The organism is Streptomyces sp. NPDC046716 (assembly GCF_040645755.1).
In the GTDB taxonomy this organism is placed as follows: Bacteria; Actinomycetota; Actinomycetes; order Streptomycetales; family Streptomycetaceae; genus Streptomyces.
This window is the reverse complement of sequence record NZ_JBEYYU010000049.1, coordinates 1-23,214: the sequence shown is the minus strand read 5'-3', so window position 1 is coordinate 23,214 and position 23,214 is coordinate 1. Positions and strand designations below refer to the sequence as shown.

General features: G+C 68.1%; 27 protein-coding genes. 10 read left to right on the top strand and 17 right to left on the bottom strand.

All coding sequences use genetic code 11. The features are described from left to right. The first annotated feature begins 527 nt into the window (after positions 1 to 527). Positions 528 to 1,277 carry a hypothetical protein gene (locus ABZ930_RS30205; protein ID WP_361554592.1) on the top strand — a complete coding sequence of 250 codons (750 nt, stop codon included), beginning with the start codon at positions 528 to 530 and terminating at the stop codon, positions 1,275 to 1,277. A 106-nt stretch (positions 1,278 to 1,383) separates the two neighbouring features. Further along, positions 1,384 to 2,520 carry a S8 family serine peptidase gene (locus ABZ930_RS30200; protein WP_361554589.1) on the top strand — a complete coding sequence of 379 codons (1,137 nt, stop codon included), beginning with the start codon at positions 1,384 to 1,386 and terminating at the stop codon, positions 2,518 to 2,520. A 184-nt stretch (positions 2,521 to 2,704) separates the two neighbouring features. Here ABZ930_RS30200 and ABZ930_RS30195 read toward each other — a convergent pair whose 3' ends face one another. From ABZ930_RS30195 to ABZ930_RS30165, 7 genes are all read right to left on the bottom strand, one after another. After that, positions 2,705 to 4,066, bottom strand: coding sequence for a S8 family serine peptidase (locus tag ABZ930_RS30195; RefSeq protein WP_361554586.1), 1,362 nt, complete (start codon positions 4,064 to 4,066; stop codon positions 2,705 to 2,707). Between the two features lie 94 nt (positions 4,067 to 4,160). Beyond that, positions 4,161 to 5,669, bottom strand: coding sequence for a hypothetical protein (locus ABZ930_RS30190; protein WP_361554583.1), 1,509 nt, complete (start codon positions 5,667 to 5,669; stop codon positions 4,161 to 4,163). Between the two features lie 43 nt (positions 5,670 to 5,712). Further along, positions 5,713 to 6,084 (bottom strand): hypothetical protein, encoded by a 372-nt coding sequence (locus ABZ930_RS30185; RefSeq protein ID WP_181512705.1) that lies wholly within the window; start codon positions 6,082 to 6,084, stop codon positions 5,713 to 5,715. A 1,123-nt stretch (positions 6,085 to 7,207) separates the two neighbouring features. Further along, positions 7,208 to 7,471, bottom strand: coding sequence for a hypothetical protein (locus ABZ930_RS30180; protein WP_361554580.1), 264 nt, complete (start codon positions 7,469 to 7,471; stop codon positions 7,208 to 7,210). A 510-nt stretch (positions 7,472 to 7,981) separates the two neighbouring features. Beyond that, positions 7,982 to 8,500 (bottom strand): type VII secretion target, encoded by a 519-nt coding sequence (locus tag ABZ930_RS30175; protein WP_361554577.1) that lies wholly within the window; start codon positions 8,498 to 8,500, stop codon positions 7,982 to 7,984. Between the two features lie 89 nt (positions 8,501 to 8,589). Next, a complete protein-coding gene (locus ABZ930_RS30170) occupies positions 8,590 to 9,060 on the bottom strand; it encodes a hypothetical protein (RefSeq protein WP_361554574.1) in 471 nt (156 codons plus the stop codon). A gap of 61 nt (positions 9,061 to 9,121) precedes the next feature. Continuing rightward, positions 9,122 to 10,777 carry an alpha/beta hydrolase gene (locus ABZ930_RS30165; protein ID WP_361554571.1) on the bottom strand — a complete coding sequence of 552 codons (1,656 nt, stop codon included), beginning with the start codon at positions 10,775 to 10,777 and terminating at the stop codon, positions 9,122 to 9,124. A 413-nt stretch (positions 10,778 to 11,190) separates the two neighbouring features. On the opposite strand from ABZ930_RS30165, the gene ABZ930_RS30160 reads away from it, so the two are divergent. Continuing rightward, positions 11,191 to 12,018 carry a hypothetical protein gene (locus ABZ930_RS30160; protein ID WP_361554568.1) on the top strand — a complete coding sequence of 276 codons (828 nt, stop codon included), beginning with the start codon at positions 11,191 to 11,193 and terminating at the stop codon, positions 12,016 to 12,018. 233 nt (positions 12,019 to 12,251) lie between these two features. Here the strand turns inward: ABZ930_RS30160 and ABZ930_RS30155 are convergent, their stop codons facing one another. Beyond that, complete coding sequence (locus ABZ930_RS30155) at positions 12,252 to 12,893, bottom strand: hypothetical protein (protein ID WP_361554566.1); 642 nt, start codon at positions 12,891 to 12,893, stop codon at positions 12,252 to 12,254. 69 nt (positions 12,894 to 12,962) lie between these two features. On the opposite strand from ABZ930_RS30155, the gene ABZ930_RS30150 reads away from it, so the two are divergent. The 4 genes from ABZ930_RS30150 (at position 12,963) to ABZ930_RS30135 (ending at position 15,342) form a co-directional block, all read left to right on the top strand. After that, complete coding sequence (locus tag ABZ930_RS30150; protein ID WP_361554563.1) at positions 12,963 to 13,289, top strand: hypothetical protein; 327 nt, start codon at positions 12,963 to 12,965, stop codon at positions 13,287 to 13,289. A gap of 118 nt (positions 13,290 to 13,407) precedes the next feature. Further along, a complete protein-coding gene (locus ABZ930_RS30145) occupies positions 13,408 to 13,815 on the top strand; it encodes a hypothetical protein (RefSeq protein WP_361554560.1) in 408 nt (135 codons plus the stop codon). Positions 13,816 to 13,914: 99 nt separating this feature from the next. Then, positions 13,915 to 15,048 (top strand): hypothetical protein, encoded by a 1,134-nt coding sequence (locus ABZ930_RS30140; RefSeq protein WP_361554557.1) that lies wholly within the window; start codon positions 13,915 to 13,917, stop codon positions 15,046 to 15,048. Between the two features lie 3 nt (positions 15,049 to 15,051). Next, positions 15,052 to 15,342: a hypothetical protein gene (locus ABZ930_RS30135; protein ID WP_361554554.1), complete on the top strand. Its 291-nt coding sequence runs from the start codon at positions 15,052 to 15,054 to the stop codon at positions 15,340 to 15,342. A gap of 82 nt (positions 15,343 to 15,424) precedes the next feature. Here the strand turns inward: ABZ930_RS30135 and ABZ930_RS30130 are convergent, their stop codons facing one another. From ABZ930_RS30130 to ABZ930_RS30115, 4 genes are all read right to left on the bottom strand, one after another. Further along, positions 15,425 to 15,715, bottom strand: a complete 291-nt coding sequence (locus ABZ930_RS30130; RefSeq protein WP_361554551.1) for a WXG100 family type VII secretion target — start codon at positions 15,713 to 15,715, stop codon at positions 15,425 to 15,427. A 101-nt stretch (positions 15,716 to 15,816) separates the two neighbouring features. Beyond that, positions 15,817 to 16,143 (bottom strand): WXG100 family type VII secretion target, encoded by a 327-nt coding sequence (locus ABZ930_RS30125; RefSeq protein WP_361554548.1) that lies wholly within the window; start codon positions 16,141 to 16,143, stop codon positions 15,817 to 15,819. A gap of 192 nt (positions 16,144 to 16,335) precedes the next feature. Next, on the bottom strand, positions 16,336 to 17,403 hold the full coding sequence (locus ABZ930_RS30120) for a PE-PGRS family protein (RefSeq protein WP_361554545.1): 1,068 nt from the start codon (positions 17,401 to 17,403) through the stop codon (positions 16,336 to 16,338). A gap of 135 nt (positions 17,404 to 17,538) precedes the next feature. Next, a complete protein-coding gene (locus ABZ930_RS30115; protein WP_361554542.1) occupies positions 17,539 to 17,877 on the bottom strand; it encodes a hypothetical protein in 339 nt (112 codons plus the stop codon). Positions 17,878 to 18,089: 212 nt separating this feature from the next. On the opposite strand from ABZ930_RS30115, the gene ABZ930_RS30110 reads away from it, so the two are divergent. Beyond that, on the top strand, positions 18,090 to 18,833 hold the full coding sequence (locus ABZ930_RS30110; RefSeq protein ID WP_361554539.1) for a hypothetical protein: 744 nt from the start codon (positions 18,090 to 18,092) through the stop codon (positions 18,831 to 18,833). Between the two features lie 22 nt (positions 18,834 to 18,855). Here ABZ930_RS30110 and ABZ930_RS30105 read toward each other — a convergent pair whose 3' ends face one another. From ABZ930_RS30105 to ABZ930_RS30085, 5 genes are all read right to left on the bottom strand, one after another. Beyond that, positions 18,856 to 19,476, bottom strand: a complete 621-nt coding sequence (locus tag ABZ930_RS30105) for a hypothetical protein (RefSeq protein ID WP_361554536.1) — start codon at positions 19,474 to 19,476, stop codon at positions 18,856 to 18,858. An 18-nt stretch (positions 19,477 to 19,494) separates the two neighbouring features. After that, complete coding sequence (locus ABZ930_RS30100; protein ID WP_361554533.1) at positions 19,495 to 19,860, bottom strand: hypothetical protein; 366 nt, start codon at positions 19,858 to 19,860, stop codon at positions 19,495 to 19,497. 46 nt (positions 19,861 to 19,906) lie between these two features. After that, positions 19,907 to 20,947 carry a hypothetical protein gene (locus ABZ930_RS30095; RefSeq protein ID WP_361554530.1) on the bottom strand — a complete coding sequence of 347 codons (1,041 nt, stop codon included), beginning with the start codon at positions 20,945 to 20,947 and terminating at the stop codon, positions 19,907 to 19,909. Between the two features lie 28 nt (positions 20,948 to 20,975). Further along, on the bottom strand, positions 20,976 to 21,314 hold the full coding sequence (locus ABZ930_RS30090; RefSeq protein ID WP_361554527.1) for a hypothetical protein: 339 nt from the start codon (positions 21,312 to 21,314) through the stop codon (positions 20,976 to 20,978). A gap of 181 nt (positions 21,315 to 21,495) precedes the next feature. After that, positions 21,496 to 21,747, bottom strand: coding sequence for a hypothetical protein (locus ABZ930_RS30085; RefSeq protein WP_361554524.1), 252 nt, complete (start codon positions 21,745 to 21,747; stop codon positions 21,496 to 21,498). Between ABZ930_RS30085 and ABZ930_RS30080 the strand changes: the two genes are divergently transcribed. Both ABZ930_RS30080 and ABZ930_RS30075 read left to right on the top strand, forming a co-directional pair. Then, positions 21,725 to 22,264, top strand: coding sequence for a hypothetical protein (locus ABZ930_RS30080; protein ID WP_361554521.1), 540 nt, complete (start codon positions 21,725 to 21,727; stop codon positions 22,262 to 22,264). The two genes, ABZ930_RS30085 and ABZ930_RS30080, sit on opposite strands and share 23 nt — an antisense overlap. 80 nt (positions 22,265 to 22,344) lie before the next feature. Further along, a complete protein-coding gene (locus ABZ930_RS30075; RefSeq protein ID WP_361554518.1) occupies positions 22,345 to 23,088 on the top strand; it encodes a sporulation protein in 744 nt (247 codons plus the stop codon). Positions 23,089 to 23,214 lie beyond the last annotated feature (126 nt).

Below are 23,214 nucleotides of genomic sequence, written 5' to 3'. Positions count from 1 at the left end.
CCGTTCGGATCGCTGTCCAGAAGATCCTTGGCCCGGCAGCGTACCTACTGCCCCTGCTCACTCGCCACGCCATCTGCAGCAGAGCCACTTGAGGCGACCGAGCGGAGGCGAGGTGTTGCTTTTGTGGAGGCAAGAATCGACGTCGGGCTGTACATGTGCGCCGACTGCAACAGCCTCCATCCGACTGAGTATGTTCGTACCAATGGTGCGAGGCATGGTGCGCCCGAGGCCTGAGTGTCCGACCAGTCTCCTCACCGAGCGAGCAAGAAGCCATCAACGATGCCGACGAATCAGAGACGCAGATGAACACCCCGCCACAGGAACCGAGATACGCCAATCCGTATCAGTCAGGGGCTCCTCCCGTGCCCCCTGTTCCGCCCACTCCGCCGCCGCCCGCGTGGGGCGCACCGCCAGTCGGCCACACCACGGCGCCGGGCACACCGCCCAGCCCCGGAGCGCCGTACTACGCCCCTCAGACGCCGGGCCAGATGCCCGGCCAAATGCCGGGTCAGATGTCCGGTCACGGCATGAAGCCTCCGGGCAAAGCGCGCCGCGTCTGGGGGATCATCACCCTCGCCGTCGGAGTCCTGCCGGTCCTCATCGGCGCCGGCCTGTTCGCGGCCAACGTGAAGGACGCCCGGATCACGAAGTTCAACGATCCCTACGCCGACGTGGCCTGGCACAACCTGAAGAGCGACGTGCTCTTCCCCGACAAGGTGTCGGACGTGCATTCCCGGTACGAGAACCCGGGCTGGGTGCGCCAGGGTATCGCCCAGCCTGCGAAGTGCGACGAGGCACTGAGTGGCAAGCTGCTCCAACAAGCCACCGACGGTGGCTGCAAGACGGTGCTGCGCGCTACGTACGTCGACAACGGCGGCGAGTCGGTGGCCACGGTCTCGCTCATCGTGCTGCGCAATACCGCTGCCTCGCAGCAGCTCAGCGACCAGTACCCCGACCCGAACTCCGATGAGCCGGCCAGTCCCGACGTCACGCCCTACCCAGTGGCCAAGACACCGGCATCGGAGTGGTCGAAGCGCTCCGCGCTGGTCGGCTCCGTCTCAGGCGTAGTGGCAGGGACGACGCCAACCCCTTACGTCATGGCCCTGTCGATGGGATCAGTCGACACACAGCGCGACTGGGGCCACCTGCCCGAGCCGTGGGCATTCACACAGAAGCACGAGACGCAGCAGTACGGACGGTTGGCCGATGCCGTGGCCACCATCAGCGCCGCACACATCGGCGAGGTCATCAGGTGGGGTGAACCCAAGGATGCGTAACCGATCCAGCCGATCCAGCCGATCCACCCGATTCAACCGAACCGGCCGGTCCGGCCGCCCCCGCCTGCACGCGTGCCTGCGAGCCGCGATGGTCCCGTTGAGCACCGTGATCGCGTTCGGGATGCTCCAGGAACCCGCCCAGGCCGCGTCGCCCGGGTGGGAAATGGGCGCTATGTCAGTACCTCAGGCCCAGAAGGTCAGCCAGGGGGCCGGCATCACCGTGGCCGTGCTCGACACGGGGATCCAGACGGATCACCCCGCGCTCCACGGTCGCGCCACTGAAGGCCCGAACATCGTCAGCGGGGACAAGACGTCGGCTTCCTACGGGGAGCACGGCACCGCGATGGCATCCAACGTTCTGAGTGTGGCCCCGCAGGCGAAGGTGCTGGGCATCAGGGTGCTGAGCGACGACAACGCCGGAAGCGAGGACACACTCACCACCGGCATCCGCTACGCCGCCGAGCACGGCGCCGATGTCATCTCCATCTCCCTTGGTATGGAGGGCATTTCGGCGTCGTTCGACAGCGAGCTGGACGCTGCGGTCCAGTACGCGCTGGCCAAGGGAATCCCCGTTGTCAACGGCGCGGGCAATGACGGTGACACCGAGAACATGGACGAGAACACGGTCGCCTTCCCCTCCGGCGACCCTGGTGTCGTGACCGTCGCCGCGGCCGATTCCAAGGGCCGGCGGGTGTCGTTCTCGACTGTCCACAACTACGTCGACGTATCGGCTCCCGGAGCGGATGTCACCGCGGCCAAGATCGGCACGAAGGGCACCGAGCTGATCGACGGCACGTCCCCCGCCACCGCTCTGACGGCCGGCGTGGTCGCCCTGATCCGCTCGAAGCACCCGAAGCTCGCCCCGTACCAGATCACGCAGGCACTGGAGAGCACCGCTTCCACGCGTCAGCGGGGTTACAACCCGCAAACGGGCTACGGCATGGTCGACGCGCAGGCCGCTCTCGCCGCTGCCGCCAAGATGAGCCCGGCCAAGGCCATGGCGGTGGGTTCGGCGGGCGCGGGGAAGCACTTCGGCCCCGGCGACGACGGAACGGCCGCACGCGCCCCGTACGGCATGGACTCCGAACTCACCGTCGTTTCCGTCGCCTTCTTCGCGTTCGGGCTGCTCGTGTGCGTGGGCGGCTTCCTGCTGTTCCGCAGTGGCCGACGCAAGCGCCGCGAGTGGGAGCGACAACAGCAACAGGGGGTCGGCGCTCCGCCGCCGTCCATGGTTGCTTACTGAGCACAAGGGGTGGAGGGGCGGGGCCCATGGTCGGGAGACCGTGGGCCCCGCCCGCTCCGTTTCGGCTCGGGGCTGGGCTCTGGCGAGCCCGGGACGAATGCCCTGCGCCCCGCATCCGAGGCGGACGCGGGGCGCAGGGCGCAGGTGCGGTGAAGCTGTGTCGACTGCCGACTGTCGGCCGTAACTACTGCTGGCCGTACGGCGGTTGAGAGGGGGCCTGCGGGTACGCTCCCGGCGCGGGAGGCGCCTGCTGCTGGTACGGGCCCGGGTACGGCTGGTTGCCGCCACCGTTCCAACCGCCGCCGGGGGGCGGGGGCGGGCCGCTTCCGTTGTTCTTCTTGCTGCGCGCGATCAGTACGACGACGATCACGAGGATGACGAGTACGCCGGCGGCGATCGCGATGATCAGGCCGGTGCTCATGCCGCCGGAGTCCGACGAGTCGGAGGAACTGGAGGTGTCTCCGGGCGAAGAGGACGACGGGGCCGAGGAGGTGCTGCTCTGGCCCTTGGCGATGGCGGAGTTCAGCTCGTCGATCTTCAGCGGGCCGCTCTTGGGACCGGCCGGGATGTCCTTGGTGAGGGCGGAGTACGGCTTGATGAAGCCGTAGCCGTAGTGCTCGTCGGGGAGCGACTTGCCCTGCGCGGAGGCGGGCAGACCGGCGGTCTTGACGAGGCGGTTGACCAGTTGGCCTGCGGAGAGGTCGGGGAACTTTTGCTTGAGGAGGGCCAAGGTGGCGGAAGTGTAGGCACTGGAGTCGGAGGTACCGTTACCCAAGTTGTAGCCGTCGGCATCGAGACCTGCGACGACGTTTTTCACGCCGGGCGCAGCAAGCATGAGTTCAGGCCCGTAGTCGGACTTATTCCAAATCTCCGTAGTCGACTCCACCGCGCCCACGGTGACTACACCCGGTTCAACCGCGGGATATTTGATGTCCGACTCTGCGACTTCTTTTCCGTCGTTGCCTGACGCCGTGACGACAGGTACACCATGTTCCACGGCGTACTTGATCGCCCTCTGCTCCAACAGGACATCGCCGTCGTCTCCTGAACCCGCCCCCTGAGAAATGTTGATGACATCGGCGCCATGATCGACTGCGTAACGAATTGCAGGACCGTAGTACCCACTCCCCGAAGATCCGTTATCGCGGATAGGGAGGATCTTGGCCTCGGGAGCCAACCCCTTCACACCACTCGCGCGCCCCGCACCATGGCCGTGCCCAGCAATAATGCCAGCCATCGCCGTGCCATGGCCTGGGTTATCCCCCTCGGGATCCGGTTCGACCGAGGTATCCCCGTCGATGAAGTCCTTACCTTCGAGGAACTGGCCAGCGAGGTCGACATGGTCCGTTTTGAAGCCGTTGTCGATAACGGCAACCGTGACGCCCTTCCCCGTCGCGACACTCCAAACCTTGTCGGCCGCGAACGCCGCTAGGGGCCACTGGTCATTTCGGACTTGATCCGCTGACGCGGTCGGCGCAGCGGCGAAAAGCACCGATCCCGCCGCTGCCGCGGCACCGACCGCGCGCAGCGCTCGCGTGAAGCTCATGCCGTAACACCTCATCCCTCACAGGGCGGGGCCCACAGCCCGAAGGCTGCGGGCCCCGTCTCGTCTTCACCGCACACTTAACCAGCAGACCCGGCTACTCCACGACCTTGGGGTTGACCTTTCGGTCGTTTGCCCAAGTTTCCTCATCTTCGACCAGGTAGTCCGGGCGGGCGCTGTCGCGCCGCTTCTTGTCCTTGCCGTTCGTCTGAGCACCGTGCCCGCCAAGACCGTTACGTCCGGCGTTCTTCCCAGTGCCACCCGTCGCAGTCTTCGGCTTCTGGCGAAGAGCAGATCCGCCCTGTTGTCCGGAACCAGGCTTCACAACGGACTTGCCGATCGCTCCGCCCTTCGTACGGGCCAGCGAGTTGCCCTTGGCACCCGCTCCCGCCTTGCCACCAGCCCCGGACCCGGCACCGCCAGCACCCATTCCGCCACGCCCGGCAACACCTGCGCCGCGACCTGCGGCGCCTCCTCCACGGCTTGCGGCACCGGCACCGAGGCCTGCACCGACTCCGCCGCCCACGCCCGCACCGCCGATGCCACCCGCGCCTGCACCGGCTCCAGAGACTCCGCCACTGATGCCGCCACCAGCCCCAATCCCAGCGCCCGCCCCGGGGCCAGTTCCAGCACCCGAGCCGCCGCCAAAGCTGAGATTCCCAGACCCGATCTGTGAACCGCCCGAGGGCTTCTGCGAGCCGATACCACCGCTAATCCCAGAGGTGCTCACGTTCGGCGATTTGGCGCCCTTGATCGACGAGCCCGAACCAGTGGAACCACTGATACTGCCGGAGGCACGGCTGGCGGAAGGCCTGCTTACTTCACCAGCGACGATCGGCACGGGAGCGACGCCACCAGGGTCACCCGGATAGTCCTCGGTGTCATCCTTGCTGCCGTTAATCCTCTTCCAAGACCCCATCGTCTTGGTCTGGGTGTTGTAAACAGCCCCCAGCGCCTCCATCTGCACAGCCATCTTCATCTGCGCCTCGCGCCCCGCCGACATATCGCCTCCGCGACCGTCGACGATCTCCTGCGCAGACACATTGGTGTTGGCGATGTCTTTGGCGAGCCCATCCTCGTCGCGCCCACCCGAGAGGAAGTCGCCCACCTTGTCCTTGGCGCTGCTGACGTCGCTCGGTTTCTCCATCGCCATGACCACCGGCTTGATCTCCTCAAGCTTGGTGGCGGCATTGTCCATCGACTGCGAGACATAGGTCGCGAAAGTGGACGTGTCGTGGATCTTCTTCGCGACGACCTTCGACCGGGCTTGGAACTGGTCGGCCGATCCGCCCTCCCAGTGCTGGAGAACTTCGGATACGGCGTGCTCGTAAGCAGCCGCCGCGTCGACGAGTTGGTTATGAACGCTCTCCCAGCCACGCGCCGCACTGCGCACATCGCCCGGGTTGGCGTTCCGCAGCATGTCCTGCATCTCGTTCATGCTGTGGTTCTTGAAGTCGCTGGAGTGGTTTTCCCCCCCACCGAACATGCTCGTCACCGCATGCACAGCGTCGTTGACAGAGTCAACGGTTTGATCACCCTTGAAGTCCCCGGTATGGGAGAGCGGAGCCCGGGACGCATCCGCCTCGTACGTGTAGTCACCACTCATCGCTGCCCCGTCTCCCCTTCGCGTCCGCTACTCGCCCAGTACGTCATGCCATCGATCCAGGATTGGACGTCGGCACAGTGGACGAGGACGAGCCTGTGCTCGCCCCGTGGAGCGCGCCGGCCGTGTCCGCTTCCGCGTCCTGATACGCCCCGTGCGCTCGCTTCGTCTTCGCACCGAAGTCGTCCATCACCGACTCCAAGTGCCGGACGACGTCCTCGAGCGAGCCCTTCATGTCATCGTGCGCGGCGGTCAGCTTCGTAGCCTCGCCGAAGCCGGCGCCCAACGCAGTCTTCGGAAGGTACGTCTTGCTCCTGGTGTCCTCGCTCGTCTTCCCGAGGTCGGCGATGATCCCGTTCACCTTCTTGATGACGTTGTCGAGCGCGCTCAGATCGACCTTGTACCCGTCACCGGCCATGCCCTTGGCCCTCCCCGTTTGTCCCGTCAGTCCTGTTCATCCCCGTGTGGGGCAGTACGTCCGGCCCCCTGTCACAAGTCTGTCTCTAGCCTATCGAACGGCACCCGCACCTCGCCCGGTGCTCCCTGTCACAACTACGCGACAGCCGTGGTAGATACACGCACAAAGGTGGCATACCCATTGCATCTACCTGCCGCACACCCCGACACCTTCTCGACCACCAGCTCCCCGTCAAGGCCCAAATCGTTCTGCTGGAAATGCCGTTCACCCATCCGGGTACCTCGCTTGCCGCCCTATACATCACCGCACCCCCCCTGCCCCGCCAAAAACGGAATCCCCAATCCCGCATATCGTGGCCCTCCAGTCCCGGGCACCGAGCACGACGGGGCGAATGCCGCCATTGGGAAATTTTGTCGCCTCGCTGGACGCCAGCGTCGACGAGCTGAGCGCGGCGCGCACTAAGCTCGCCCATGTCCGGGGTGAGCAGATCGGCTCCTGGGTGAGAGCAGCTACTGGGAAGGCGACGCCGCAGACGCGATCCGCGATGCTCTCGACGGCGAAATTCCCACGTACGTCAAGAACGCTGCCCGCTCCTTGGGCAAGGCGGCCACCGCCCTCGGCTCCTGGAAGGCCGCCCTCACCTCCCACCGGGATCTGGCGAAGAAGTACAACGAGGAGGCCGGGGAGAGGAAGTCCGCTGCCGATTCAGCGCAGAAGGCCTACGAGCGGGGCCAAGCAGAATCCGGATCTTGGCCTCGGCGGCCAGACCTACTCCAGTCAGGAGGAGGCCGACGCGGCCACGGCGGGGCTGCGCACTGCCGAGTCCGCCCTCAACAACGCTTCCACCAACCTCGAAAAGGCCTCTACGTGGTTTCGCTCCGGTCCCTGAGGCGCATACGCCGTGTGCTCCAGACGCACCCGTGACGTCTCCCGCCGTTCGCAAGAAGCGGGGGGGCGTTGACGCGCACGGGGTGTCCGTCCAAATACAGGTTTGAGGCCGGGGGCACACAGAACGAGTGGAGTGACGTCCTGTCGGTCAGCGGCGTGCCTCGCAAGCGCCGTTGGCCCGTGCCCATGGAGCGCGGCGCGTGGCACGCCGGGGACGATCTGCCACACATCGCCCTCACGAAACGCAGTCGCGCCCCGCGTCGCACTGCCAGCCGGAGAAGCCGCCTTCTTTGGGGTTTTCGACGTCGTGGTTGAACTCGAGAAGCCCCCAAGCCACCCAGGCGATGAAGGCGACGCAGAGAACGAGACCGACCCATAGCGCGATCATTTTCAGGGAGCTTCCGGTGCTTTCGCTGCTCTCGCGATCCGCGCCGCCCCTACCGTGCTCGCTCTCCACTTCGTCCGAGCACTTCGAGAACTCCGCACGCCGACCTTTCATGAGCGGACCGTCACCTCGTCGGAGGAGCCGGACACGTCGAAGTCCATGGCCGTGCCGGCGCTGTCGAGGCGGGCGATGCCGGCTTGCTCCAGATCCACGCCCATGGGCCCGGGGCGGCCCCCGGACTCCGTGGCGCGGCGCTCGCTGGGAATGCCCCAGTCATGACGCTTCTTGACCTCGACGTGGTACGTGATCTCGTCCCCCTCCTTTTCCTCGACGAGTCGGTACTGGAAGTGGTTGAGCGCGCAGAACCACTTGGGGCGCCCCCCTTCACCACGGCGAAGTAGGCGGCAACGTTGTTGCGCTGGTTGCGGACCTTCCGGTCCTGGAGGTGGCCTCGACGGTGCCGAACTTCCGTTTCTCCGTCTCGAAGTTGTCGACTGTACCGAAGATCACCTTGAGGCTCTTCGCCAGCCAGTCGTCATCCTCGGCTGCGTCAGCAAGCAGCGTAGGTCAGCGGTACCACAGATTCAGCCGTCAACCGGGCGCTTCCCGAACGGTGTTCCCGGCTCAGCCGAAGGGGTTCTCCCCCGTGGTGGGCCGCGTGCCGACCGAACCGTCGTCGTAGGTGGGCATGTTGGTGCCGTACGGAGTGCGCGGATCGACCGGTGCGCCGCCCTCGGGCGGTGACCCGATGGAGTGCGACGGGGAGTTGTCGTCCTGGTCACCCGGCCTGCGCAGTACGGCAGGCATCTCACCAGGCGTGGCCTGCGTGGTGGTCCCTCCCGCGCCCAGGTTCTCGAAGTCCTTGCCGGTGCGTTCGTCGTTCCACTCGTGGCCGTCGGCCGACGAGCGGAGGTTGGTGGCACCGGCCCGGGCGCGGGCCTCCAGGCCGTTCAGGGCCGGTTTCCAGCTGGAGGAGATTTCCTGGAGGGCGGAGCCGAAGGACCAGCCGGAGAGAGAGCCTCCCGCCGCGTCGGCCTCCTTGACCGCCTGATCCGCCGGACCCTTGAGGTCGTCGGCTATCGCGTCGGCGGCCTTGGCGGAAGCGCGGAGTTCGGCTGGGTCTACGTGCGTTTCGTTGGACATCGCGACTCCTCGGTCCCCTCTCGTTTCTCAGAGTTGTTGTTGCTTTGCGCCCGGCGGGAGCGCTCCCCCTCCCCCGATGCCTCCACGTCTCAGAACTGCTGCTGCTTGACACCGGGCGGGAGCATGCACGGGGTGCGCACGGCGAAGGAGAAGCGCTGGGGTTTGTCCTTTCCGTCGCCTACGGTGTCCGCCTCCACCACATAGTCGTTCTTCTTGTTCCGGGCACTCAGTGCGGACGACTCGTATGCACTCTTGAACTCCCGGTACGAGGTGATCTCGTATCCATGCTTGGTGAGTTCGGTCCGCAGGGTGCGCACTATGCGGGTGTGATCTGTCGATGGAGCGGGTGAGTTGATGTAGTAGAAGAGGCTGTACCGGCCGTCCTCGGCCACCTCGTCGTTCGCCCCGATGCAATCCTCGAAGTGTGTCTTGGCGGTGGATGCGATGGTCTCGACCCCGGCCACGTCTGCCAGGTGGGCGGTATATCCTTTGGCCCACTTCAGTGCCGACTCCCGCTCCATGCGCGGCAGCGGGGCGTTCCGGTCGTCGTCCTGGGACATGCATCCTCCGGTCATCAGCAGTACGGCGCACAGGACGAACGCCCTGCGGACTAGGCGGGTTTCAACCGATGAATGATCCCGGCTCCGGGTCGTCATTGACTTCCTTCGGTGCTTCAGTGGGCGGTTTGCCCGCGATGATTGCCCCCTGATTGCGGAGCGAGTGACTGCCTTGATCCCAGTAGCCGCTGTGTCCGCTGGTGTCGACTTCGAAGTTGTTCCCGCCGAACGTGTAGTACAAGGGGTCGTCACCGAGCGAGAGTCCGGCGAAGTTGTTGATGATGGGATCGTCCTTGGCTCCGCCGGCCCAGACGTGCTCCGGGTCCATCTGGAGATCGGAGGCTTCGTGCACGGTCATCCCGGGGCTTCCCACGACCACCACGTCGTCAGCGCCCAGACCACTGCCCCCGGCCGCGGCGGCACCGACCACGGTCGAGCCGTAGCTGTGTCCCAGGACGGTGGTGTGGCTCGGTGACCCGTCGTGAGAGGCGTGCGTGCCTGCGACGAACTGACGCAGGTCGGGCGCGGCCTCCTCGGCCCGTCCTGTACCGCCTACGCTGTTGAAGTCGGTCGCGGAGGCCTCGGGCGCGTCGTAGCCGAGCCAGGTGACCATGGCCACGCTCTTGCCGTCGGCCTCCCTCTCCGCGGCGCTCTGCAGCCTGTCGATGCGACTGAGCTGCCCCGGAACCCCCTCCATGTCGGTGTTCGTCCCCGGCACCAGAATCCCGGTGTGATCGGCCGTGTCCGGGTTGCCCATCGCGATGATGGCCCGGCCGTCGTCCTTGGAGTCGTATCCGATGAGGTACAGCTCCTTGCCCTTGGGGGCGCTGTCGCCCGCGTCGAGGCGGTCGTTGAGCAACTCGGCGTTCTTCAGGCGCTGGTTGACGGTCTCGTCGCTCTCGCCGGGGAAGTTCTCGTCGTAGTTGCCCTCCTGGAGGGCGTTGAGTTCCTGGGCGAGGGCGGTGCGGTTCGCGTCGTCGCGCACGTCGGTCGGCAGGCCGTCCGTCGCACCGATCTGCTTCGGGTAGAGCGTGGTGTACTCCTGCCGCTCCTCGGGGCTGAGCGCCTTCCACCAGGCCGCGGCGGCCTTGGGGTCGTCCTTGGGGATCTGCGGGTCCTGGACCCCGATGTCCTTCATGGCGCGTCTGGTGTCGTCGGCGGACTCCGACGCGGCGTCGTGGTTGAACGGGTCGGTGAGGATGTCGCCGTTCAGCCGGCCGAGTGCCTTGGCGCCGTCGTCGCTGGCCTTGCGTGCGTCGGCGAGGGCCTCGTCGATGCGGGCGCGGTACTCGCCGAGCAGTCCGTTGCGGTCGGCGATGGCCTGCTGGGCGTCGGGGTCCTGGTGCGGGAGGTCGGCGGTGGTCGGGTCGGTGACCCAGCCGTCGTCGTCGACCTCGAAGTGGTCCTGTTCGGCGCGGCGTACGGCGTTGCGCAGGGCGGTCTGGGCGTTCTCCATCCAGACCCGCGTGGTGTCGACGACCCGCGCGACGGCCATCGCCTCGGTCTCGACCACGCCGAGCCGCGACTCGACGTCCTCCAGGAAGTAGAGCGCGCTGTCGGCGTCGTCGCCCTTCCAGGAGTGGTGCAGCGGTCCGGTGACCCTGGAACGGTGACGGCTCGTCAAGGAGTCTGTGGTGGTGGAGAGTTTGCGCCAGGCCGTGGCGGATGCCTCTACGTCCGAGAAGTCCTGCTTCAGCAACCTCGCGAAGTCAGAGGCCATGACGGGCTCCGCGCGATATCACCGTGCTGCCGCAACTCAATGACATACGTGTCCTGTTGGACATAGTGCAAAGCCCCCGCTTCGGATGATCACAGTCAGCACTGCGATCGCCGAGTGTAGGACACGTAAACCGAAAACGTGTGCGCTTCAAGGACTTCGCTCTGCCGCCATGATCGGACAGGTGGCCCGGCAGGCATCCGCTGACCAACGTCGCCTGCCGGGACGAGGACTGGCGCCGAGCGCGATGGCTGGGCCGGTGGGGTTATGGGTCGAGCAAAGTCGTTCCCTGGTGGCGGAGTTGAGGGCATTGCCGACTTGTTAAAGGGATCCGGGGTTCTGACGGGCCGTCGGCGGACGGCGGCGAAGACGTTCCCGCGACGTTCCGCGCGTACAACGCCAAGGGAGTCAGGGAGGTGGGAGAGGTGTACGCCGTCGCCCATGCACCCGAGCAGCCCGGTCTCGGCGCGGTCGGTGACGTCTCCGTCGAGGCCGTCGAAGCGCAGCTCGACGGGCGTGCCCTGCCCTACCGGAACGTTCTCTTCGTCGCGGTCGCTTGGACCGTCGCTGTCCTGCTGGCGGTGGCCGTGGCGACCGGTGTGGCGTCGCGGCCCCGCCGTGAGCGGCGTGTGGGCGGTGACTGGGTGGCGCTGCGGGCGACCGTGACGGGGCGGGCGGAGCACGTCGAGGAGACCGGCGGTGCCGTCGATGCCCGGAACGGGGGCACGAGCGGGAAGGGCTCCAGCCGTTACGCGTGCCTGATGCTGACGACAGAGGACGGTACGGGGACGGGTGGCGACGTCCCGCTGGTGGTCTCGGCGAAGCTGACGGCGGCGGCTCCCCTGCTCACCGGCAGTGCGGGTTGGCTGGTGTGGAATCCGCGAGGTGACGGCAAGGCCAAGACCGCCGTGGAGTTCGTCGCCGACGACGGCTGGCAGCTGCCCGGCCGCGTCCCCGGCGCCGTCGCGAGCCGGATCGCCGCGGGGCCGCGCGGGCCGGTTCCGCTCGACGCCGGTCGCCGGACCCGGCTGCTGGAACTCGGCGCTTTGTGGCCGCGCACGGTGCCGGTGGGGCTTCTGGCCGGGCTGCTGGTCGCGGTGGCCGCAGTGGGCGCGTTGCTCGTGCCGGTGAACGGCGGCTGGCGGATCTGGACCGCCCTCGTCGTGGTCCTCGCGCCGCTCGCCGGCCGGCTCCTCGCCAAGGAGACGGCCAGCGCTCCGGCGGTTGCGGTGGAGAGGGCCTGACCCGGCTCGAACGCAAGGAACGCGGCGCTCCGTCCGGCCCGGTTCAATCCGGGCCGGCTCGGCTCAGCACGGCCCGGCCCGACTCAGCCCGGCCCGACTCAGCCCGGGGTCGACGGCCGGGCCCATGGGGCCGCGGGCCCGGCTCAGCAGTTGGTGCAGTGCGCTGTCCGAGGGCATTGCGTCATTCCTTCGTTGCCGGGCAGGTGGGCCGGTGGGAGCCGGGTCGGAGGGTGTCACCGCATCCGTTCCCGGTGCCCCTTCCGGTCGGGCATCCCGATGTGCCCGGACGCGCGTTCCGCCTCGCCGAGCCACAGTTGGGGCACCTGCGCCCGGATCGCCGTGACGACCGTGTCCCGGGAACTCGGCGGGAGGGGGAGACGGTAGCGCAGGCGCGGCAGGTTCGGCCGCAGGGGCTCCTCGTCGCGGACCAGGGGCCACAGGACGGGGTCGTCGCGGTCGATGGGGTCCGACGGGCAGAGCTCGATCGAGTAGACCTTCGCGCCGCGACCGAACCTGCTCCAGTAGAGGCCGACTCCGGCGAGGGTCTGCCAGGGGACGACGTTGCGCACCTTGCCGTCGCTCACCCACAGGCCCGTCGGGTCGATGCTCACCGTCGAACGGCGCGACGCCCAGGACGACATGAGGCTCGTGACGCCGATGAAGAGGATGAACAGGCCGATCACGATGCCGCCGATGCCCCGCAGCCGCGGCCCGCCGTCGCCGACGCCGGCGACGAGCACCACCCCGGCGCACAGGACGAGCAGCCCCACCGCCGTCAGCACGATGCCGAGTGGCAGCATCCTGCTCGCGTTGCGCTGACCCGTACGGACAACTGTGGCGGTGGGCGCCGGAGCCTGCACGGGCTTCATCGACATGGGCAGGGATTGTAGGGAACCTGTCGTCACCTCCACCAGGCAGAGGTCCGCGGCGTTACCGTCCACGGCATGACCCGTGGGACGGAATACGACGAAGAGCCGGCCGCGCGGTTCCGGAGCGAGGGACGGCAGGAGCTCGCGGCGGACCGGCGACGCGACGCCCGGCGGGCACGCCGGGTGTACGCCACGATCGCCGCAGTGGTCGCACTCGCCGCCGTCGGCCTCACCGGCGTCCGGCTCGGCCAGGACGGCGCCGGGGCGTGGACCGCGCTCTACCTCGTCGGTGGTGTCGTCGGTGGCTGCGGCGTGCCGTTGGCCCGGATGGGGCGCACACGGTGGGCGTTCGCGGCCATTTGTCTGGGGGCGGGGCTGGCTTCGCTGGGCGACTCCGTTTGAGCCGATTCCCGGCCGGTGCTCCCGTCTGCCACTCCGGCGTCGGCTGTTGAGGAATTTACGAAAGTATTGCTAAGTTGCGGTTCTTTCCTGTCCGTCGACCGACCTGCCGAGGTACCCAGTGCCGCATCCCCACGACAAGCCGGTGGACGACTCCGAGTTCCTGGAGATGACCGGGCAGGACCCCGCCCAGGCCAGGATCCTGCGGCAGTCGCTCGAGCATCTCGCCTCGGGGCTGGGCGGCGGCGCACTCAAGGAGATGGCGCAGGAGGTCCTCTCCGGCCGTATGGGGCTGCGGGAGGCGGCCGACGTGTCCGCCTACGCCGATCAGGCCGTCGAGCAGTCCGCGCCGGTCGCCGAGAAGTGGGCCGCGATGTCCGACGCCGAGCGCGAGGAACTCGCGGCGGAGGGTGAGCGCCGCATCGCCGACGAGCAGCGGCAGGCGGACGAAGAGCGGCGCACGCAGCAGGAGGAGCGTCCGGCACCGGGCAGGTCGCGCCACGACGGCAGCGGCTGGTCCCTGTACTGACGAGCACCTCACGGCACTGACCCCGCCTCGCCTCCGGTACCGACCGGCACCGACCACATCTCGCATCAGGCATTTCAGACACGTCAAACAGGGGGACCCATGAGCTTTCGGGTGGACGCCGGCGCCATCGACGGCTTCGGCAAGCTGGTGGGGCGTGCCGCGGAGGGCGGCGCGGAAGCGGTGTCGTACGTGGGGAAGTACGCGACGATCGACGAAACCCTGGGCGGCCATGCCTGGGACCTCGTCGCGGGCGACCACGACCGCTATGTGAGCGAGGCCAAGAAGGCCCTGGAGAAGGTCAAGAGCGTTCTGGAGTCGTCCGCGGGCGAACTGACCCGCTCCGCCGGGTACTACCAGGAGACGGACCGGGAGGCGGCGGCGAGCTTCGACGCCGGTGCCCAGGGTGCCAAGGCGCCGTCCCTCGGCCCGGACGGCGACCCGCAGGACTTCTCCGACGCGAATGACGCGGCCGGCGCACTGAAGAAGCCGGGCGGCGACAGCGGCAATCCGCTCGTCGAGTACGGGTCGGGGCACGCCGACGAGTACAAGATGAGCCCGGTCCAGAAGACCCTCGGTACCGCCCTCGACTTCGGCAGCCCTTCCGCCATGGCCGTGGAGGCGTCCAAGCTGCTGTTCGGCTTCGACCCCTTCGGCATCGTGACCAACTGGGTCTTCGGCGACTGGAACGGCTACAACGACTGCTCCGACGCCTGGGGCAGCCTCGCCTCGTGCTGCGACGCCCTGGCCGCCAACGTCCGCAAGGGCAACCGCAATGTCGGTCTCTCCTGGGACGGCAACGCGGCGGACACCGCCACGGTGTACTTCGACGAATTCGCGAAGAAGCTCGACGAGATCAAGGCGACTTTCGAATCGCTCCAGAGCTGCTATGCGCAGGCGGCCCAATTGGCCTTCCAGTTCGCGGAGTTCCTGAAGTCGTTCCTGGTGATGTTCTGCGACCTGCTGGTGATCTGGATGGTCAACATGGCAGCGGCGGCGGCCGTCAACGCGATTCCCGTCGGCGGTCAGGCGGCCTCGGTCGCGATGTTCGCGCTGGCCGCGGCGCAGGCCATACGGATCATGGGGATGTGGGCGGAGGCGTCCAAGGCGTTCGACACCTTCGCGACGGCCCTGAGCGCGATCGCTCTCACCCTCTCGACGGCGGTCAACGGCTTCTCGGCAGCGGACGGCTTCCCCGAAGTGGGCAGCAGCGCCTACGACAACCAGGCGGTGTAGGGCATGAGTTTTCTCGGCGGTGGCGACGGTGAGGCCCTGGACCGGTTCCTGTCCAAGGGACGGATGCTGTGCCTGGCGGCGGTGCCGGTCTGCTGGGCGCTCTGCGTCTTCATCATCGCGGAAGAGGGCTGGCGCTTCAGTCTCCTGATCGGGTTCCTTCTCCCGCCGGTCGCCGGATATCTGGGCGTCGTCGGCCATCGGGAGGTCCGCCCCGGCATGACGGCGACGGCGGCTGCGATCGCCGTCGCCACGGTGCCGCTGGCTCTGGGCCTCGCGTGGCTCGAGGGCCACTGACCCTCGCTCCGGAAATGCCGCAGGGGCGGCAGGTGCATGTGCACCTGCCGCCCCTGCTTGCTGCGTGCCTACGCAGGAAGCGTCACGACCAGACGTTGGTGTTCCGCTGCTCGGTCTGCTGGTAGTTCTGGGCGGCCGTGTCCAGGGCGCGGGCGATGGACTCGAGCGTCGAGTGGAGGGACGCGGCGCGCTGGTCCCACTCGTTCTGCTTGGCCTGGTAGCCCTCCTGGGCCGAACCTTCCCAGCTCGCGGCGATGCGCTTGACGCCGGCCTCGAGGTCGTCGAGCTGCTGGCGCACGTTGCTGGCGGTGGACTTGACGTCCTGGGACGCCTGGGAAATGGTCTGGAAATTGACCAGAACCTGACCGGACATGATGTCTCCCCCGGGGGATTGTGGACGGACGGTGAGAAAGCTCTACGGGCTCACGAAGAGCTCACGCCGAGCTCTCCGAAGGACGAGCGATGCCGTTCGGCCTAGCCGAACGGGGAGGCCTCGGCACCCGAGGAGATGTGGCCGATGGACGCGGCCTGCTCCTCCTCGGACGACTGGTAGTTGCTGGCCGTCGCGTCGATCGCTTCCTTGATCTCGTTCAGGACCCGGTTCAGCGCGGTCGCGTCCTCGTTCACCTGGTTCTGCAGGTTGTTGTACGCGGTGGCCGCCGTGCCCTTCCAGCCGGAGGTGATCGAATCGACCACCGTCTGCAGGCGCTGGATCTCGCCCTGGACGGACTCGTTCACCTGGGAGATGCGGCCGCTGAACGCGACCATCTCCTCGTGCGTGACATTAAATTGACCCGCCATGGCCACTTGCCCCCATGAGATTCGACTTCGGTCCCCGCGGCTCACGGGCTCCTCAGGAGACCCGGCGCGGGGGGCACTTCTCGAGAGTGCCGCAACTGTACTTTAGTCACAGTTGACACGGTCACCAAGACCGTTCCCGGTGATCGGTTGCACTGTGACACGACCCTCACATTGTCACGAACACAACAGGCTTCAGCCGAACGTCGCGCGGGCGCGCTCGTCCTCCGCCGTCGTATTCGACCCCGACCCCGAGGGCGCGGGCTCCGCAGGCGCCGCGGCCGGGGTCGAGGAACCCGCGGAAGCGGCGGCCGAAGTGCCGGAGGAGGACGCCGACGCCGATCCCGACGCCGTCGATGATCCTGACGCTGTCGACGTCGCCGCCGAGCCCTCCGCGGACGCATCGGCGCCCGTCCCTCCGCGCAGCCGGTCCAGGCCCGACTGGGCGTGGTTCCCCGCCACTTCCGTCGCACGGTCGGTTCCCGCGTCGATGTACGTCTGCGGGTCGGCGAGACCCGTGATCCCGTCGACCTTCTCCTGGAGGCCGTCCTTGATGCCGCTGACGGCCGTCTCCTTGAAGGCGTCGTAGCCGGCTCCCGCCGCCGCGCCGAAGTCGATGCTCTGCTGGGCGCCGAAGTGCGTCTTGACGCCCTGCTCGACGATGCTCTGGCCCGCCGACTTGCCCGCCTCGACGGCGGCCTCCTTCAGAACCTCGACGATCATCTCCTTGATCGCCTTCACCGAGGCCTGCTCGACGGCGTCCTTGATCGTCTTGATCACCAGCTGCTTCAGCTCGTCGAGCAGCCGGCGCACGATGAGCCGGGTCGCCTGGGTGGCTCCCGCCGCGCCGATCTCCGACAGACCGAGGGTGAACGGCGCCGCCGCCTGCGCGGCGGCGATCTCGATGGCGAGGGCGATGAGCTGCGCGATCACCGCGATCTTGCTGCCGACGACGACCAGCGCCACGGCGTCGAGGGCGAAGGCCAGAATCTCGGCGGCCTGCGCGGCATCCTCCAGATAGCCGCCGCCGGGGCCCGAGAACTTCTGCCACGCCTCGCCGAAACTCTCCACCGCCTCACCGGAGTTGGCGCCGAAGACGGTCTGCGCCGCGCCGGTTCCGGTGCCCTGTGCCTGGCGGACCGCCTCGGCGAACTCCCGCCACGCCTGAGCCGCTTCGTGGATCTTGTCCTCGTTGGCGTCCGGCCAGCTGTAGCCGAGCAGGTCCAGGACCCACTCGATCTCGGACGGCAGCATCAAGGCCATGGTGTGTCGCTCCCCCGTGTGCGTACGCCCGTGAACGCGTACGCCCGTGTGTTAGGTGACGGCGACGGCAGCGGGCCGTCGCCCCGTGAGTCAGGTGTGTGTGCGGGTGTGTGCGAGTCGGTACGCCGGTCGGTGTCAGTACGTGATGTCGGGCCGCTGCGCGCCGTAGGCGACGATGCTCTGGGCCTGGTCGTCCTCGGTCAGCTCGTACTGCGCGCCCATGACCGCGAGATTGGTGCCGATCTTGTCGAGCTCCGAGGCGAGGTGCTCCATCGAGTCGAGCATGCCGTCCCGCACCGGCTCGTAGATGTCGGCGAAGGTCCCGATGACGTCCTCGCCCCAGTCGGACTCGGCCGCCTCCAGCGCCGACTTGAGCTTCTCGGTGGCTGACTTGAAGTCGGCGCCGAGGTCGGTGAAGACGCCGCCCTGGTCCTTGAGTACCGCCGGATCGGTCTCGAAACCGGTGCCTGCCATGTGCTCCCCCTGAAAACAGTGTCGCGTCGGACCGGGCCACTCTAGTGCCGTCCCGTACCAGTGATTCACCGCTGTCGCAATCCTCACGACGTGCTCACACACACGCCATGTACCTGCGCTAACGTGCTGCGGCCTGCCGTCCGCATTCACCCGTGCAGCCGTGGCCGCGCCCCTGTCCGCATCGTCGTCCGCGAGGAACCCGAGACCCCCACATGGCCAACCACCAGCCGAACCCTTACCAGCAGCCCCAGTCCCAACCGCCGCCGTGGGGTCCGCCGCCTCAGGGCTCCCCGCCTCAGGCCCCGTCTTTCGGGCCCCCGGCACAGCAGCAGTTCCCGCCGCAGCCCCCGGCGGGCGGTCCGGCCGGTCCCAAGGTTCCGTTCCTGGGCCGGCTGATCGGCGCCGGGATCATCGTCGTCGCACTGCTCTTCAGCGGTTTCTTCGGCTGGGAGGGCCTGTACGCGGCCGGGGTGCGCGGCACCCACGGGGAGCTGAAGGTCGAGAAGTGCACGGTGAAGTACGAGCGGCACCGCTCGCACGGGCACTACCGGACCCGGCGCAGCTACGACTGCTACGGAACGTTCACCTCGGACGACGGCAAGACCAAGGACATCAACGCGGTCCTGGACGGCAAGATGCGCTACGCCGCCGACGAGAAGGTCTCGGTGACCCAGGCAGGCGAGGCGGTCTCCACCGACCGCGACTTCGACTACGTCGTCTCCGACGCCAAGCACGCCGGGTACAACTTCGCGGGCGCCTTCGCGCTGCTCATCGCCGTCGCGCTCGGCATCTTCTGCACGGTCACGGGCTACTTCCCCGGCAAGGGGTGCAAGGTGTCGTACAACGAGGCCTGGCGCGCGTCCGCCCGTGGCGCGACGCGGCCGGTCGTCATCGCGGTCGGGGCGGTCGGCGCGCTCGGGGCGCTGGTGTCACTGCTTCTCGGGTACGTGCTCTAGCGCGGGGGGGGCGGCGTCCGGGCTACGCCATCGCCGCCACCAGGAAGCCCGCGCCGACCAGCAGCGGGCACAGCGCGAGGAGCGTACCGAGGACCGGCAGGGCGGGGCGCCGCTCGCGGAGCAACTGCCAGGCCTCTCCGAACGTGACGCGGCCGAAGCGGTACCGGGGCTCGGTCCAGCGGCCGCGCGGCATGTACCCGGTGAGCAGGAAGAAGCCGCCCACGGCGAGGAGCAGCGCCGCGCCGCCGAGCCAGGCGAGGGCGCGGGCGAGCTTTCCGACGGTGAGTTCGCCGTCGGACGAGACCTTGTACCCGTCGCCGTCCGTCCGGAAAGCGGGCAGCCAGGCCCCGCGCACGGCGGTGGCATCGCGCTCCAGGACCGCGCCTTCGGTCTTCTCGCCGCTCTTGTCGTCCTTGAAGGTGCCCGTGCAGGCGTAGTGATCGCCGGAGGGCGCGCAGGACTCCACGGCGACGTACCCGGTGCGCGCCGAGACCGTGAGATGGCCGTCGAGACAGCCGATTCCGGAGAGCGCCAGTCTGCCGCCGACGAGGACGAAGGCGCCTCCGACGAGCCAGCCCCGCAGCCGCCGGTTCACGTGGTCGCGGCGGGTGCGATGCCGCTCCCAGGCGGCGGAATCGGTCACGGTCCCGTTCTCCCGGCGCTACCGGATCCGGCTGTCGCGGACGGCGCCGCCGCCCTTCGGGTCCTCGTCCGGGTCGTACTCGCGCACCTTCTGGCGCTCCTGCGGCGACATGTTCTTCCACTGCTCACGCAGCGGCGCGAGGCCCTCGCCGAGCGCGCGGTGACCGGCCGGACTGTCGAGCACGTCCTTCAACTCCATCCGCCCGGAGAGGAGTTGACGCGCGAGGTCCTGGAGCGGCGCCGGGGCGTTCGGCATGTCGCGGACCTTGCGCAGCGTCGCCGTGAGGTGCTCGTTCTGCTCTTCTGTGAGGTTCTTGTCCTCGATGGGATAGTCGCGCTCGCCGAGCGCGTCGAGGCGGTCGCGGTTTCCGGGTCCGTTGCTCATGGTGTGGGACTCCCCCTTGTGGATGCGTACCTGGTTCGTTGGTGCGTCAGCCGAACGTGGCGCGGACCTGATCGGACTCCGACGCCCCCGTCGAAGCTGCGGCCGGCGTCGGAGCGGCAGCCGGTGCCGGTGCCGACGGGGTGCTCGTCGTCGGCTCGGACGGCGTGGACGTGGGCGTCGTGGTGGGTGTCGAAGTGCCCGACTCCGCGGACGGCTTCTCCGTGGCGTTGTTGAAGAGCTCGCCGGCGCCCTGGACGGCGGTCCGCAGCCCGCTCGGGTCGCCGGCGTCGGCGGCCGCGAGGCCCTGTACGACCTTTCCGCCGGCCTTGGCCTCGAAGTCGTAGCCGTTGCCGTCGTCGTTCACCGAGATCTCGCCGGCCACCTTGCCCATCGCAGGGTTGACGGCGGCGGCGCCGAATCCGAGGAGGGACTCCTGGACACTGCCCCCGGCGCCGAGGCTCACCTTGATGCTCTGCGTCGCGGCCTCGCTGGCGACGGACTTCAGGGTGTCCTTGGCCAGGTCCTCGAGGATGGTCTTCGCCTCCTTGACGACCCGCTCCTTGAGAGCTTCCTGGATGGCCTGCCAGACCCGCTGCGCGGCTTCCTTGAGCAGGCGACCCACGAGCTGCCTGACCATGACGACGCGGGCGGCGAAGGCCGCCTCGGACGCTCCGAGAGTGAAGACCGCGCTCGCCTGCGCCGCCGCGAACTCGATGGCTAGATCGATAAGCTGGATGATGATGGCCAGCTTCATCTCGGCCACGATGGCCGCGCACGCCGTGAGCGCCCCTGCCAGCGCGCCCGAGGCCACCGTGATCACGTCGAGGTAGCCGACGCCCAGGGCGGCGTCCGCGAACTTGCCCCACTCCTCGGTGAACTTCTCGACGGCGTCGCCGGAGAAGCTGGTGATCGGCTGGGCCGCCGCATTGCCCTGCGTCTGCGCGTCGGCCGCGGCCTGGCCGAGCTGAAGCCACTCGTTGGCGGCCTCGATCATCTTGACTTCGTTGAGATTCGGCCAGTCGAACCCGAGAAGGTCCAGGATCCAGTCGAGTTCCGGCGGCAGTACGGTGATCTCGTCCCAGGCCACGTGCCTGCTCCTCAGCGATCGGGAGGGGTCAGGCCCCGCGGTTCTGGGACGCCTGCATCAGCGCCTGGTAATGATCCTGCTCAGTCGTGTCGTACTGCTCGGCCATGGAGTCCAGCTTCTCGCCGACGCCCTTCAGGGCCTCCGTGAGGTGCTCCAGCGAGTCACGGATACCGGCGCTGATCGGCTTGTAGAAGTCGAGGATCGTGGTGGCGACTCCGGCGTCGTCGTCACCGAATCCGCCTTCGAGCTCCTCGATCGCGTCGCCCGACTTCTTCGCCGCGGAACCGAAATCCTCACCGAGACGGGCGAAAACCCGCCCCTGGGACTTCAGAACGTCCGCGTCGATGTCGTACCCAGCGCCCGCCATGGCCTGTTCCCCCTGCCGATCTCCTGCCAGTACCGGCTCCGCGGAGCCGAATGTCGTACTGTAGTCGACCACATCACCAGGCGGCGCAGCAGGCACTCACTCTTCACGCCCCGCACCTGGTACCGCCACGGGCGCCCATTAAAGTGCCGATGACCTGGCATTCCCCCCACCACCGGGCCTCTCACGGAATCTTCGACATGACCTCTCCCACCTCGCCCGTTCCTCCCCCCTCCTCGACTCCCTCGGCTTCCTCGCCGTCGCCCGCCGAGGGAACCGCCACCACACCCGAGCCGCCTTCGCCGATCGGGCGGTGGTTCGGCGTCGCGGTGGCCGTCGCCGCGCTCGCGGTCATCTGGTACGGGTTCTCGACCGCCGCGATGTCCTCGGGCCTCGTGGGGACACGGGGCGAGTTGACCATCAGCACGTGCGACACGCAGTTCAGCTCCGGCGGTCGCGCCAGCGGCTCGCATTCGAGCAAGCGCGTACGGGAACTGGCCTGCGAGGGGACGTTCCGCTCCTCCGACGGCGAGGTCGTGGACAAGTCCGCGCGGCTCGTCCTGGACGGGAACCAGGGCGGTGGTGACGGCGACGCCATCGGCAAGATCCGCGAGCAGGACTACGACCGGGGCTACGAGCCGGGCTACAAGATCGACGTCAACCGCTCCTCCGACGGCGGTCTCTACGTCACGAGCTGGCTGTCGATCGCCAACTGCCTGTGCCTCGGCTTCTTCGCGATGATCTTCCTGGGCTACAGCATCACCTGTGTCGGCGCCGGCCACTTCCCCAAGAAGGGCATCGGCCCGACGTACAGCGAGGGCACCGCGACGCTGCCCAAGTGGGCCACCAGCACGGAGAGTTGGCTGTGGGTGATCGGCGGCATCGGGCTGGTCCTCGCCATCGTCTTCCGAGTCCTGCTGATGTTCGCGGGCTTCGCGAGCCTGCTGGTGTGAGTGCCGGTTAGGGTGCCCGGGCGGGTCGCGACATGCCTGGACCGCCCAGGCACTGGGGCCAGCGGCTCGGGGGAGATTTCATGGCATTCCGCAAGTTCCTCAGTTCGCTCGGGGTCGGTGCGCCCGATGTCGAGACCACGCTCAACACCAGTGCCGTGCGGCCGGGTGACCAGTTGCACTGCAATGTGGAGCTGCGGGGCGGTTCCGTGGACATCGAGCTGCAGCAGATCCGGATCCAGCTCGTCGCCCGGTTCGAGGACCGGGAGGAGACCGAGGTGCTGTGGGGCAACCCCGGTGTCCTCAAGTCGCTGGTGCTCGGCGAGCGCGTCGCGCTGCGCGCCGGGGACTCGGTCAACGGGCAGGTCACCATGGACGTGCCGTGGGAGACGCCGCTGACCCATGTGCTCGGCGGGCGTCCGCTCAAGGGGGCGCGGGTGGCCGTGCGTACGGAGCTGTCCATCGAGAACTCCGTCGACCCCGGTGACTTCGACGAGATCCAGGTGCATGCCCTGCCCGCGCAGGACGCGCTGCTGCAGGCGTACTCGAATCTCGGGTTCCGGTTCGACGAGGCCGAGGTCAAGAAGGGGACGCCCAAGGGCGGTCAGAACTCGCAGGTCGACTTCTGGCAGGAGATCGAGATGTGGTTCCCGCAGGAGTACCGGCGGCCCGGCGGACAGGTGGAGTCGGTCTTCTTCGCGCGCCACGATTCGCTCGATCTGGTCACGGGGTCGCTCGGACCGTTCACCTTCCCCTACGACAACATCGACGTGGCCGGATGGACCGCCTGGCTCGACCAGCATCTACGGTCGTCCTTCCAGCGGTAACAGGCAGGCAGGCACAGGCAGTTGGGTACGTACGAGAGTGGGGCCCCGTCCGTTCGCGGCCGCCGGTGCCGCCGGCGGGGACGAGTTCGTTGCCGGTGCCGCCCGCGAGGTGGCGGCGCATGCCGG